The organism is Mycoplasma mobile 163K (genome assembly GCF_000008365.1).
GTDB lineage: Bacteria > Bacillota_I > Bacilli_A > Mycoplasmatales > Metamycoplasmataceae > Mycoplasma_J > Mycoplasma_J mobile.
Genome location: NC_006908.1, coordinates 716,169 through 729,262 on the forward strand (window position 1 = coordinate 716,169; position 13,094 = coordinate 729,262).

The 13,094-nt window shown below is 27.1% G+C and carries 15 protein-coding genes and 1 pseudogene; 4 read left to right on the plus strand and 12 right to left on the minus strand.

Annotated elements, in window-relative coordinates:
• Window positions 1–11: 11 nt before the first annotated feature.
• The 7 genes and pseudogenes from lpdA to yaaA form a co-directional block, all read right to left on the minus strand.
• Window positions 12–1,814 carry a dihydrolipoyl dehydrogenase gene (gene lpdA / locus MMOB_RS03150; protein ID WP_011265100.1) on the minus strand — a complete coding sequence of 601 codons (1,803 nt, stop codon included), beginning with the start codon at window positions 1,812–1,814 and terminating at the stop codon, window positions 12–14.
• A gap of 1 nt (window position 1,815) precedes the next feature.
• Window positions 1,816–2,715, minus strand: a complete 900-nt coding sequence (locus MMOB_RS03730; RefSeq protein ID WP_192805348.1) for a 2-oxo acid dehydrogenase subunit E2 — start codon at window positions 2,713–2,715, stop codon at window positions 1,816–1,818.
• A gap of 249 nt (window positions 2,716–2,964) precedes the next feature.
• Window positions 2,965–3,177, minus strand: a pseudogene (locus MMOB_RS03745) (biotin/lipoyl-containing protein); the annotation flags it as partial.
• Entirely contained in the window at window positions 3,178–4,074 is an 897-nt protein-coding gene (locus MMOB_RS03160; RefSeq protein ID WP_011265102.1) for a 2-oxo acid dehydrogenase subunit E2, read from the minus strand.
• Between the two features lie 97 nt (window positions 4,075–4,171).
• On the minus strand, window positions 4,172–5,152 hold the full coding sequence (locus MMOB_RS03165; RefSeq protein WP_011265103.1) for an alpha-ketoacid dehydrogenase subunit beta: 981 nt from the start codon (window positions 5,150–5,152) through the stop codon (window positions 4,172–4,174).
• The gene (gene pdhA / locus MMOB_RS03170; RefSeq protein ID WP_011265104.1) at window positions 5,152–6,264 is read right to left on the minus strand and encodes a pyruvate dehydrogenase (acetyl-transferring) E1 component subunit alpha; all 1,113 of its coding nucleotides are present in this window, start codon (window positions 6,262–6,264) and stop codon (window positions 5,152–5,154) included. The genes MMOB_RS03165 and pdhA overlap by 1 nt, the downstream gene beginning before the upstream one ends.
• 464 nt (window positions 6,265–6,728) lie before the next feature.
• Window positions 6,729–7,328, minus strand: a complete 600-nt coding sequence (gene yaaA, locus MMOB_RS03175) for a peroxide stress protein YaaA (RefSeq protein ID WP_011265105.1) — start codon at window positions 7,326–7,328, stop codon at window positions 6,729–6,731.
• Window positions 7,329–7,390: 62 nt separating this feature from the next.
• Between yaaA and MMOB_RS03180 the strand changes: the two genes are divergently transcribed.
• The 3 genes from MMOB_RS03180 (at window position 7,391) to MMOB_RS03190 (ending at window position 8,464) form a co-directional block, all read left to right on the plus strand.
• Window positions 7,391–7,786: a SemiSWEET family sugar transporter gene (locus MMOB_RS03180; RefSeq protein WP_011265106.1), complete on the plus strand. Its 396-nt coding sequence runs from the start codon at window positions 7,391–7,393 to the stop codon at window positions 7,784–7,786.
• Entirely contained in the window at window positions 7,786–8,184 is a 399-nt protein-coding gene (locus MMOB_RS03185) for a hypothetical protein (RefSeq protein WP_011265107.1), read from the plus strand. Before MMOB_RS03180 ends, MMOB_RS03185 begins: the two co-directional genes overlap by 1 nt.
• Before the next feature lie 64 nt (window positions 8,185–8,248).
• Complete coding sequence (locus MMOB_RS03190; RefSeq protein WP_011265108.1) at window positions 8,249–8,464, plus strand: MAG6790 family protein; 216 nt, start codon at window positions 8,249–8,251, stop codon at window positions 8,462–8,464.
• A 29-nt stretch (window positions 8,465–8,493) separates the two neighbouring features.
• On the opposite strand, the gene MMOB_RS03195 is transcribed toward MMOB_RS03190, so the two are convergent.
• Genes MMOB_RS03195 through MMOB_RS03210 form a run of 4 tightly spaced genes read right to left on the minus strand, consistent with a single transcriptional unit; the run spans window position 8,494 to window position 11,468 of the window.
• The gene (locus tag MMOB_RS03195) at window positions 8,494–9,042 is read right to left on the minus strand and encodes a DJ-1/PfpI family protein (RefSeq protein ID WP_011265109.1); all 549 of its coding nucleotides are present in this window, start codon (window positions 9,040–9,042) and stop codon (window positions 8,494–8,496) included.
• A 14-nt stretch (window positions 9,043–9,056) separates the two neighbouring features.
• Entirely contained in the window at window positions 9,057–9,686 is a 630-nt protein-coding gene (locus MMOB_RS03200; RefSeq protein WP_011265110.1) for a hypothetical protein, read from the minus strand.
• A complete protein-coding gene (locus MMOB_RS03205) occupies window positions 9,670–10,401 on the minus strand; it encodes a type III pantothenate kinase (RefSeq protein ID WP_011265111.1) in 732 nt (243 codons plus the stop codon). The genes MMOB_RS03200 and MMOB_RS03205 overlap by 17 nt, the downstream gene beginning before the upstream one ends.
• A complete protein-coding gene (locus tag MMOB_RS03210) occupies window positions 10,386–11,468 on the minus strand; it encodes a phosphopantothenoylcysteine decarboxylase (protein ID WP_011265112.1) in 1,083 nt (360 codons plus the stop codon). The genes MMOB_RS03205 and MMOB_RS03210 overlap by 16 nt, the downstream gene beginning before the upstream one ends.
• Window positions 11,469–11,613: 145 nt before the next feature.
• Here MMOB_RS03210 and MMOB_RS03215 point away from each other — a divergent pair, with 145 nt between their 5' ends.
• Window positions 11,614–12,354 carry a phosphotransferase gene (locus tag MMOB_RS03215; protein ID WP_011265113.1) on the plus strand — a complete coding sequence of 247 codons (741 nt, stop codon included), beginning with the start codon at window positions 11,614–11,616 and terminating at the stop codon, window positions 12,352–12,354.
• An 8-nt stretch (window positions 12,355–12,362) separates the two neighbouring features.
• Here the strand turns inward: MMOB_RS03215 and MMOB_RS03220 are convergent, their stop codons facing one another.
• Complete coding sequence (locus MMOB_RS03220) at window positions 12,363–13,055, minus strand: hypothetical protein (protein ID WP_011265114.1); 693 nt, start codon at window positions 13,053–13,055, stop codon at window positions 12,363–12,365.
• Window positions 13,056–13,094 lie beyond the last annotated feature (39 nt).

A 13,094-nucleotide genomic window follows, 5' to 3' on the forward strand; every position in this document is an offset into this window, starting at 1 on the left:
TTAATTTTCCTTTATTTCTTTTTTAATTTGTGACTTGCTGTACGGGCATTTTCTCAAATAATTTCACTGAAAGTAGGGTGAGGGTGTATTGCATTAGCAATTTCATGAACTGTTGTTTCTAAATCTATAGCAACAACTAATTCACTAATTAAATCAGTTGCATGTGCTCCAATAATATGAGCTCCTAAAATTTCATGAGTTTCTTTATCAATAATTAATTTAGAAAAACCCATTGTTTGATCTGATGCAATTGCTTTTCCAATAAATTTCATTTGATGTTTTTCAGAAATATATGCTCTACCACTTTCTTTTGCTTGTCTTTCGGACATTCCTACAGAAGCAATTTCAGGATGTGTGTAAATACATGCTGGGACTGTTTTACCTGTATAAGATAGATCTCCGTTTCCTAAAAGATGTTTTATTGCAATGTGAGCATGTTGATAAGCGACATGAGCAAGCATAGTTTTAAAAGTGACATCCCCAATTGCGTAAGCTCCTGGAATATTTGTTTGACAAAATTCATTAATAACAATTTCGCCTTTTTCACCAATTTGATATCCGACTTCTTTTGCATTAGCAATGACTGGAATTCTACCAACTGAGACCATAATTTTTGAAGCCTTAATTGTTTTAGCTTCTCCGTTTACTTTGTAATGTAAAGTATCTTTTTCAATTTTAACAGTTTCTGCATTATAAACAATTTGGATTCCTGAACTTATTAATTTATCAGATAAAACTTTAATAACATCTTCATCCAAAGCAGGAATGATTGTTGGAGCATTTTGAATAACTGTTACTTTAGAACCTGACGCTGCAAAAATTTGAGCAAATTCAATTCCAATAACTCCTCCACCAATAATTACTAATTCTTTTGGTAAAGATTCAATTTGAATTGCTTCTTCAGCTGTAATTGCAAATCCTGATTTATAAGCTTCTTCAAAACCTGGCAAAGTTAATTTTCTATTTTTTGAACCTGTTGCAATAATGATATTTTCAGCTTCATAAATTTCACCATTAACTTGAACAACCTTAGGCGCTAAAAATTTAGCCTCTCCATTAATGGTTTTAACTTTGTTCCCCTTCATAAGAGCAAGAACACCACCAACAAGAGTATTAACAACTTTTTGCTTTCTTTCTTGCATTTTTTTTCAATTCATTTTAAGTTTAGAAACATCAATATCTAATCCATAATCTGAAGCGTGTGAAAGTTGCTCGAACACTTCTGTTGATTTTAATAAAGCTTTTGTTGGAATACATCCCACATTAAGACATACTCCTCCTCAATATTCTTTTTCAATAATCAGAGTTTTTTTACCATTTTTACCAGCTTCTTCAGCAGCTAAATACCCACCAGGACCACTACCTAAAACAATAACATCATATTTATCAGTGATTTTCCCATTAAAAGATGTTGGTTGAATAGATGTTGATGATGTAGGAGTACTTGAAGTTTTTTTTCCAAAAGACATAACTTCATCTGAAACAGCAACTTCTCCAACTACAGAAGCTCCACCACCTGCTTTTTTAGGAGCTTCTGCTTTTATTTCGGCAGGTTTAACTTCAATAGATTGTGAAGATGAACCATCATCAATGTAGTAAATTTCTTGACCAACATGAATTGTATCACCTTGAGCCATTGCTACTTTAACAATTTTTCCTGTAGCAGGAGAAGGAATATCAGAAGTTACTTTATCTGTTTCAACAGAAAATAAAGCTTCTCCTTCTTTTACCATATCTCCTTCTTTTTTATAAATTTCAGCTACAAGACCTTCATGAAGTCCTTCACCAATATCTGCAAATTTAAATTTAAACATTTTAAAACACTCCTAATAGTTCTGGGTTTTCTAAAAAGTGTTTTACTTTTTGAGCAAATCTTCCAATTGTAGCCCCATCAACTCATCTATGATCTGCTGCAACAGTAAGATTCATAATTTTACCTGCAACAATTCCATTTTTTGTAACAATTGGTTCATCTTTAATTACACCAATACCAGCAATTGCCATATCAGGATAATTAATAACAGGAATTCCGAATAACGAACCTACAGAAGCATAATTTGTAACTGTAAAATCACTTCCTTTTAGTTCATCTGCCTTGATTTTTTTATCTCTAGCAGCAACTGCAAGTCTAGTAATTTCTTTAGCAATTTCAATTATATTTAGTTTATCTGCATTTTTTATAACAGGAACCATTAGTCCTGCTTCGGTATCGACTGCAATTCCAATATTTAAAGTTCCTGAATAAACTAGTTCGCTTGCTTGTTCATCATATTTAGCCATTAAAACAGGAAATTCTTTTAATGCTAAAGTTATAGCTTTAATTATAAAAGGTAAAAAAGTTACTTTAACTCCAGTTAAATCTTGAACGGAATCTTTAATTTTTTCTCTTAAAGAAACTAGAGAACCAACATTAATTTCATTTACTAAATTAGTATAAGCAACATTTGATCAAGAATTTTTCATTGCTTTTGCAATAGCTTTTCTAATAGGAGTCACTTTTTCTCTTTTTAATTCATTAGCTAAAGAAATCAAAGGTTGAACTTGAGAATTTGAAACAGCTTTTTCAACATTTTGTTGAATTTGTTGAATGGAAACTGGTTTTGAAACAATCTCAGGGCTTTGTCCTAACATTTTAGCTCTTGCTAATGCTCTTCTGTTTGAAGATTCACTACTGTTTAAAGTATTTGTTTCAAAAACAACACTTTGTCCTAACATTTTAGCTCTTGCTAATGCTCTTCTGTTCTCAGGCGTTGCAGAAATGCTTGCACTTTGAACTATTTCTCTTGGAGAAACTTGAGATTGAGAATTTGAAGAATTACTATTTACTCTTCCAAAAGACATGACTTCATCTGAAACAGCAACTTCCCCAACAACAGAAGCTCCTCCCCCACCTGCTTTTTTAGGTGCTTCTGTTTTTATTCCAACAGAAGAACTTGATGATGAACCATCTTCAATCTGGTAAATCTCTTGACCAACATGAATTGTATCACCTTTGAACATTGCTACTTTAATAATTTTTCCTGTAACAGGAGAAGGAATATCAGAAGTTACTTTATCTGTTTCCACAGAAAATAAAGCTTCTCCTTCTTTTACCATATCTCCTTCTTTTTTATAAATTTCGGCTACTACACCTTCGTGAAGTCCTTCACCAATATCTGCAAATTTAAATTTAAACATTTAATACACTCCTAACATATCTGGATTTTCTAATAATTTTTTAACTTCTTGAGCAAATCTTCCGATTGTTGCTCCATCTACTCATCTATGATCGGCTGCAACGGTTAAGTATAATACTTTCCCTGCAACAATTCCTTTATCACTAATGATTGCCTTGTCAACAATTGCTCCAATTCCTGCAATTGCAATATCTGGATAATTTATAACAGGTACTCCATATAATGACCCTACTGAAGCATAATTCGTAACTGTAAAATCACTTCCTTTTAGTTCATCTGCCTTGATTTTTTTATCTCTAGCAGCAACTGCAAGTCTAGTAATTTCTTTAGCAATTTCAATTATATTTAGTTTATCTGCATTTTTTATAACAGGAACCATTAGTCCTGCTTCGGTATCGACTGCAATTCCTAAATTTAATGTTTTAGGATAAATTAATTCGCTATTTTGCTCATCATATTTTGCAGTTAAAATTGGAAATTTTTTTAGCGAAACATTGATGGCTTTGATAATAAAAGGTAAAAAAGTTACATTGACTCCTTCATCTTTTAAAATAGCATCTTTAATTCTTGTTCTTGATTCTCATAAAGATGTAGCATCTATTTTTGTTACTAAATTTGTATAAGCAACATTTTCTCAAGAATTTGTCATTGCTTTAGCTATTGCTTTTCTTATTGGTGTTACTTTTTCTCTCTTGGCAACTGTTTGAGAAGTTGGATCAAATTGAGATTTAGCTAGTTGTAAATTGCTATTACTTGTAGCTGAATTTTTACTAAAATTCAAAACATCTTCTTGATAAATTCTTAATTTATTTTTTGATGGTTTTAATTTAGTAATATCAATTTTTAATTTCAGTGCTAAATTTTTTGCAAGTGGCGTGATTATGATTTTGTTTTCCATAATTAAAACTCCTTTCTAGTATAGTTTTACTTTTAATATTTATAATAAAAAATAAAGTTTATTTTAAATAAAACTTTATTTTCAATAGATTATTAAATTATTCAGCTTTCAGTTCTCTTAATTTTGCAATGATTTTTTCTTTTGAAATAACAAAGAAGTTTTCACCTTTAGCAAGAGGAACTGTAATGTCATAACCTGTTAATCTTACTGGTGCTGCTGATAAGTATTCAAAAAGTTCTTCATTAACTCTTGTAATAATTTCTGCTGAAACTGAAAATGATTTTACAGCTTCATGAACAACAATAAGTTTTCCTGTTTTTTTAACAGATTCTAAAATTGTATCAATATCAAGAGGTTTAATTGTTCTTAAATCAATTAATTCAACACTCATTTCACTTCCTAATTCTCTAATTGCTGCTAAAGAATCATGAACTTGTGCTCCATAAGTAACTAATGTAATATCTGTTCCTTCTGTTAAAACATTAGCTTTACCAATTTCTACTTCATATTCTTCTGCAGGAATTTCTTCTTTAAAAGCACGATAGATTTTTTTAGGTTCAAAGAAAATAACAGGATCTGGATCTTTAATTGCTGCAATTAATAAACCTTTTGTGTCATAAGGAGTTGAAGGCAAGATAACCTTTAATCCTGGAATGTGTGCATATAAAGCTTCTAAAGCTTCTGAGTGATGCTCTAAAGCTCTAATTCCTCCACCCATAGGAATTCTTACAACCATAGGAACTGTAAAACGCCCTCTTGATCTATTTCTATATCTTGCAGCATGCGTGAATAGTTGCATCATTGCTGGGAAAGAAAAACCTGAAAATTGAATTTCTACAACTGGTTTTAATCCATAAATTGCTGCTCCTACTCCTACTCCTGCAATTGCAGCTTCTGAAATAGGTGCATCAAAAATTCTTTTATCTCCAAATTTTGCTTGAAGTCCTTTAGTTGCTCTAAAAACTCCACCTTCATATCCGGCATCTTCACCTCAAAGAACAACATCTTTGTCTTTTTCCATCATAATTTCTAAAGCATTTGTAACTGCTTCGATATTATTTACTTTAATTTTTGCCATTATTTTGAGCCTTTCTTAAAGAATGCTTCTGCTTCTGCTTTTTGCTTTAGCAAGTCTTTTGATAGTGTTGCATATGTGTAATCGAAAATTTCATCAATTGTTTCATCGATATTCACTAATGATTCTTCATATGCTTTTCTTACTTCTGGTTTTACATCTTCTGCTATTTTTTCAAGATCTTTTTTAGAAGCAATTTTATTATCTAGAATGTATTTTTCAATTCTATGGAATGGTTCTCATTCTTCATGTTTTTTCTCTACTTCTCTTGTTCTATATACAGTAGGATCATCACTTGTTGTATGTTTTCCTTGTCTTCAAGTTACAAATTCAACAAGAACTGGTCCATTTCCTGATCTAGCATATTCTAGAGCTTCTTCCATAACTTCATATGAAGCTAGAAGATCATTACCATCTACTCTTAAACCAGGAATTCCCATTGCATATCCATCAGAGGCAATTGTTGAACTTGCTCTTTCTAAATGTGAAGGTGTTGAAATTGATCATTGATTATTATTAACACAAAAAACTGTTGGAAGTTTGTGGATTGAAGCAAAGTTCATTGCCTCAAAATATTCCCCTTCAGATGTTCCTCCATTACCAATAAACGAAACTGAAACGTTTTTGTTTCCTTTGTGTCTCATACCAAATGCAAGTCCTGTTGCATGTGAAGTTTGAGTTCCTATTGGAATATTAACAGGTAAAACATTTACATCTTTAGGCATTTTATTACCATTTTCATTACCATTTCAATATAGTAATTGGTTTTTCAAAGGAACACCTAGATATAACATTGTTACATTTGATCTAAATGCCGGTACAAATCAGTCTCCTTTTTTCATTGGCATTGCTGCTGCTGCTTGTAAAGCTTCTTCACCATAATTTGGTGCAAAAGTTAACATTTTACCTTGAAGTTGCAATTGAGACATGTAATCATCTTGCTCTCTTGATAAAACCATGTATCTATATGCTTTTAGAATTTTTTCATCTGTTAGTGTGTCAACTCTTTTGTACTTTTTATCAATCAAGTCTCCTTTTTTGTCTAAATAACGAATTATTGAATCTCAACTTGGGTCAGTCATAACATGACCTGGTTTGACATATTTGTATTTCATTTTCTCTCCTATTAAATTTGTAAGAACTTATAAGCAATTTCTTGCATTCTAACTTCTTCTTACTTAATTATTATATAACATATATATGAATATATAAAAGATTTATGTCCAATTTATTCAAAAAATATGCTTTTTTTGAAATATTTCTAGGCAAAATTTGAAAAAATATAAGAAATGAAAGTTTAAAAAAGAAGAAGAAAAGCCTTTTACTAGACTTATTAACAATTTATTAACAACTTATAAACATTTTGCTATAATAAATTTGGTATTAAATTTTTTTTAATACCAAGGTTTGTCGATTGTATAAATTTTTATTGTTTTGTTTTCATTGGTTTTATAGCTGATTTTTTTCAATTAATAGATTTAATCATTTTTTTATTGTCTTATATGCTAGGTTTACTAGTCTATAAATTCTGGATTAATAAACAGAAGTAAAAGCATCTTAATTAGATGCTTTTTTTAATTTATAGAGATTTTTTTAATAAAATTTCATGAAATTTTTGACCTCTTTGTTTTTTTGTTTTTAAATTAAATTTTTCTAATAAATTAACATATTTTGATTTTTCTAATAAATTGGTAAATTCTTGCGAGGCAAGAGAATAAATTTCAAATTCATTTAAGTAATTATTAATACTTTCTTTTCAAAAATCATACAAATCAAAAGAAAGATTCTTATATTTAAAATCTAATCTATAAGGAGATATTAGATCAAAAGGCTTTAAAATTCCATAAAAAGCATCGATAATTAAAACATGTTCGCTCAATCAACTTAAATCATAACTATTTAAATTTAATTGTTTAAAAAATGTTCCATCGTAAATTTTTATAGCAGGATAAAGCTTTTGATTATATTTTTGAAAATATTCAAAAGTTTTTTTAGCAACTTTTTCGCTAATCTTGAAATTTTTTGAAATTTGCTTTTCAGATAAATAAATTAATTCTTGGGCAATTGTTAAATTTTTTTCAAAGAAAAATGGAATATCAAAATTCTCTTTTTTATCTACCATTTCATTAATATTTAAAGTTTTTGATGAATTAATTAAAATTTTGAAGTTTTTTTTCATAAAAAAATTGTATCATTTTAAATTTTGAACTATAATAAAGGTAATTAAAATTAAGGAGAAATATGTTTGTTGCGTTAACTGTTTTTTCTCTTATAGGTTCAATTGGTTTAGTTTTTGGTTTTATGCCTCAGGCTTGAAAAACTTGAAAAACAAAAGATGCTAGGCACTTAAGTTTGATAATGTTTATTTTAGTTAATATTGCTGCAGTCTTTTTTATTATTTATGGAATTTCATTTTTAGGTAGATTTGCAAGCCCTGATGTTAGTATGGATCAAAAAATAAGTAGTGATTTAATCCCAGGTTTATCATTATTGCTTTCAAATTTAATTGTTTTATTTGGATCTTTAGTAATCACATATGTAAAAATTAAAAATTTAAAAGAGGAAAAATTTACTAAAAAGAATTTAAATTTAGGTGACTTAAATAAATCAAATATTTTAGAAGGAGACAAAAAATAATGCAGTGATTTGATATTTTAGCTTTAATTGGCTCATGAATTGCTACTCCACTAATTTTTTTGGCTTATTTACCTGGATCAATCAAAACAATAAGGACTAAACAAACTTCAGGGATTGGACTACTTGCTTTTTCAATTTTAACTATTGCTTTAACTTGTTTATCAATTTTCGGATGGATAAATGTTGTTGTTTCAAGGGACATTACTCAAGCTATTGCCTTTGCTATTTTTCAAACAGGTTCTTTAATTTTTGCAGCTACTATGTTGGGAGTAAAATTAATTAATATCTTTAAAGCTAAAAAATCTGGGCTTTCAGAAGAAATCTATTGTAAAAATTTGAGTAAAACTCAAGAATTAAATATTGAAGAAAAAACTCAATATAAAAAGAAAAAATACTAATAATTAATTTAAACAAATTTGATTTTTTAAAATATATTATAATTATTTAAATAAAGGAGTACATATGTATCAATATAAAGCGGTCTTGAAATCAACTCAAGAAATCATTGCTGAAGGACATACAGTTGAAGATATAGAGCACCAAATTGTAGCTTTTAGAAGAGCAGCAAAAAAAGGTGATCATACAAGATCAAATGAGCAAGTTCAAATCATACACGTAAAAAGAGCGCAAAAAGAAGGTGCTAATTTAGCTAAAGAAGAAGTTGTTAAAATTGTTTAATAATTAAAAACACACTTAAAAGTGTGTTTTTAATTACCTCAAAGATTTTTAGAAACTCTTTCTGATTCTTGTTTACTTTTTAAAACCTCTATTACTTTTAAACCTAATTCAATTGAAAAAGCTGCTGATTTTGCGCTAAAAAAATTTTTGTAATAAACAACATTATCTTCATTTCTTTGTATAGGCTTTAGTTTTAAAATACTTTCAACTGGATAAGAGGTAAATATAATATCCTTTTTCAAAAGATTACTTTCATAAATAGCATTTGGAGCATCACAAATCATGATAATTATTTTATTTTTCTTAATAAAACTTTCAATTAAGTTTAAAGATTTTGAATCTTTTCTTAGATGTTGGGCTGCTTTTCCTCCTGGAATAAAAATAGCATCATAATCATTTTCGTTTATTTGAGTAATAGTATTTACATTAGCAATATTAAATTGGCCTGTTACTACTTTTTTATTATGTGGATTATAAAAATCATTTTTTTCTAAAAAATTTCCTCTTTGTAAAGTTGCATTTACATTAATCAATTCAATATCTTGAAATTCATCAAGAACTAAAGTTAGCAGTTTCATTTTCTCTCCTTATTTTAATTGCAAATTTTTGAATTTTCTGTATCTTTTATCAAAATTAAACCATTTTTTTCAAATACTTTGTATAAAATAAAAAGCGGATTCATTAAAATTAGCGCAATGATTATTTCTAAAATAAAATTAGAATAAATTAAGGTTAGTCAAACAATAATTGTTCTATTTTTAAAAGCTGGAATTTCTATAATTGCATTATGTGAAAAAATCGTCACACTTACTCAAAAAGTATTAAAAAAAACCGATAGTGGAGCAAGAATAAAAAATTTTCAATGTTTTTTTTCGCCCATAATTTTAAAAACAAAATATACTGACAATCCCATAAGTAATCTTGATAAAATTGAAATATCTGGAAATAGCAAAAGCTGTGAAGGTTCACCAATAGAAAGAGCTCTTAAAAATGACCCTATTCCAAATCCTAATGAAGATGTGCAAGATCCAACAAAACCTAAATGATAAGTTGCAAAAACCACTAAAATTGGTAAGGTTGTAACATTAAATACACTAATGGAAAGATAACCTGTAAAAGGTACAAAAGTTAACACTGTAAAAATACTTAAGTAAAATGAAATTGTAACTAAAATTCTTATAAAATTATTATTTCCATAAGAGTAATTATTTAAAAATTTCATAATAATCTTTTAATCCTAAAATAACCATATTATCTACATATTCATAATCTTTTAAAACATCTTTTAGCATCCCATAATTACCACCAGTAATCAAAATTTTACTTTTTCCCTTTGGATCTAATTCATTGATAAAACCATTTATCAAATGAAAGTTTCCTTTTAAAATTCCTAAAGAGATAGCTTCTTGAGTATTACCACCTAAATTTTTTCTAGGTAATTTTAAAATTACTTCACTAAGTTTTTTTGCAGATTGGATTAAACTTAAATATGAATTTTTAACTCCTGGAGCAATAATAGCTCCTTCTAAGCGTTTTGAAACAACATGAAAAATTACTGTTGCAGTTCCTAAAGAAATAACAATTGCATCTTCATATCTACTTGATACATATAAAGCATTTGCGATAATGTCGCTCCCAATAGAACTATGTTCACGTCCATTTAAATTCAAAATTTCTTTTTTTATTTTATCAATAAACATAACTTTGGATTTTAAATGAATTGAAGCAAAATCTTTTATTACTAAATTCAAAGAAGGAACAACGCTTGAAACAATTAAATAATTAAATTTTTGCTTTTTAATAAATGATTCTAAATTTTTGCTAAGCATATCACATGTATAATTCTCTAAAGTTGGTAATGTATAAAAATGAAATTGATTTTCAATTTCATAGCCAAATTTTAAATTCGTGTTACCAATATCTAAGTATAAATTCATTTTGCTACCTCTTTTGCAATTATTTTCGCTAATTCATATTTTGCTTTATTTTGAAATTGAATTTCTTGATTATTAATAAATAAAGTTCCATTTATTTTAGAAGTATTCATTGAATTTATTTGATTATATAAAATTCCATCTAAATTTAATTTTTGCATTTTATCTTTTGCATTTTGAATGTCTTCATCTAGCTTAAATCCTAAAATTTTAATGTTCTTGTTCAGCTTTCTTAGCTCTGTTAAAACATCTATGTTATTTTTTAATTCAAGAGTTTTAATTGAGTTTTTTTTGATTTTTCTTTCTGATTTTTCAACTAAAAAATCGCTTATTGCAGCACTTGAAATATAAATATCATAATCTTTAACTTTATCCAAAATTTGTTGATTAGAATTTTTTGATGCATCAACATAATCAACATAAAATCCTAAAAGTTTTAGTTCTTTGATAATTAATTTCCCAAATAAACCACTACTATCATTTGAAATGAATCTAATTGGATCTAAATAAATTTTAGATGCTCCATAACTTACAATTACTTTTTTTGATGTTTTTTGATTATTTAAAATATTTGAAGCAAAATCTGCAATTTCTTCAGGTTCTGCCATTCTTCCAATTGCATCATATCCTTCACTTAACTTTCCATACATTGGGCCAATTATATAATGTCCTCAATTTTCTAAAGTTTCAATGTGATTTCTTTTTAAAATAGATTCATACATTAAGTCATTCATAGAAGGGGCAAAAAGAATTGGTTTATTTGTTGCCATTAACATTGCTAGAGCCATATTGTCACAAATTCCATTCACAAATTTTGAAATACTATTTGCACTTGCTGGAGCCATTATAAAAAGATCAATTCGTTTAACAAAAGCAATGTGTTCAGATTGTTTTGTTAAGTCTTGATTTAACAAAACAGGATTTAATTCCTGAATATTTTTGTAATGAATTAAAGCATTAGTCGTTAGAATGATAAAGACTTCGAATCCTTTTAAAAAAAGAATTTCTTTTAAAGTCTTTATTTTAATAATGGCTACACTTGATGTAACAATAATTCCAATTTGTTTCATATTTTGCCTCTTCTAGCAATGTGAATTTCATCACAATATATTTTAAAAATTATATAACAAATTCTAAATTTAAACATAAGTAACTAATTAATATTAATTTTTAAGATTGTTTTAAATATATTTTTCAAAGTGGTATTATTTTTTTATGAAAAAATATATTGAAATTGGATTTACCAATAAAAGTTATACTGAAAATGGTTTTTTTTATCAAGAAAAAATAAGTAATAATTTTAATCATAAAATTGATTATTCAATTTTAAAAAAACTAGATTTTGTCCCAAAATTTTTAGGACAAAAAAATAATATTAACAAGTGAGAATTGATTGATGTTATTCCTCTTGAATTAAATAAAGAAAATATTTCAAGAATAGCAAAAAATTTCAGAAAAATTCATGAATCTAACTTAAAATTCCCACCTTTTAATCTTGCAGGTAGAATAAAAGAATATCGAAAAATAATGAATGATAAAAAAATTTCTTATCCTGAAATGGAAAAATACTATAAAAAAGTAAATACTATTTTAAGAAATATGGATAAATTAACCCCTTGTCATAATGATTTATATTCAGCAAATATTTTGATAGAAAAAAATACTAATAAAATGTTTTTTATAGATTGAGAATATTCATCTTGTGGGGACAAACATTTTGATTTGGCTTATTTTATTGAAAGCAATTTAAAAACAGATAAAGAAGAAAGTATACTTTTAGAAGCTTATGAAGCAAATTATGACTATTCATTTATCTTATTGCAAAGATTATTAGTGAATTATCTTATTGTACTTTGATTGCATACTTTTGAAACTCCTCCTTTTGATCCAAAGCCTTTTTTAAAAAAGATGATTGAATTAGATTTAAAGCATCAAGAATGAATAAAGAAAAATTAATATAAAATTTATTCTTCAATTTTATCTAATTTGTAAATTTTAAAAATTTTGGCCTTTTCAAGCGCTTTAACAATTGTTCAATCCAAAATATAATCGGGGTATAATCCTCTTCCTTTTGAAATAAAAATAGTTTCTTCTGTTTCTTCTTTAAGATTATTTGGTTCACTATAATTTGAACTAACTTTTATATTTTCTTCAGAATCAATGACAATTTTATTGAAACTTAAATTTCTATTGATTTCAATTTCTCTTGTTGTTTTTATTTCTTTGCTTAAATCTTGTTCAAAATAGTCCGAGCTTATTTCTACATTTGAAGCAGAATTTTTTTCTGTTGTTTTAGCAATTGATTCTTTTTCTTCTGCTATTCACTTTGAAAATTTATAAATTGCAATGAATTGAAAAATAAATCCAATTCTAAAAAAGAACCCTATAACAAGTCCTAATAAAAGAAAAATTGAAATTTCACTTGGTAATTCAGAAGATTTTGCTAAAGATAAAATACTTAAAATAAATCATACTATTGCTAATATTAATGTAAAGGAAAAAATGGTAATATTTAAAAATATGTTAGGTATTTCAACTATAAATATAATTGCTAGGACAAAAAAAATAAATAATAAAATGTCAAAAAATGCTGCTCATTTTGCAAATAGTCGAGATTTTAGCAATGTATTTTCATTGTATTCTAAGTTAAAAATCATATTTTAATTATAAACAAATTTAACTCCAAATTGTAAATG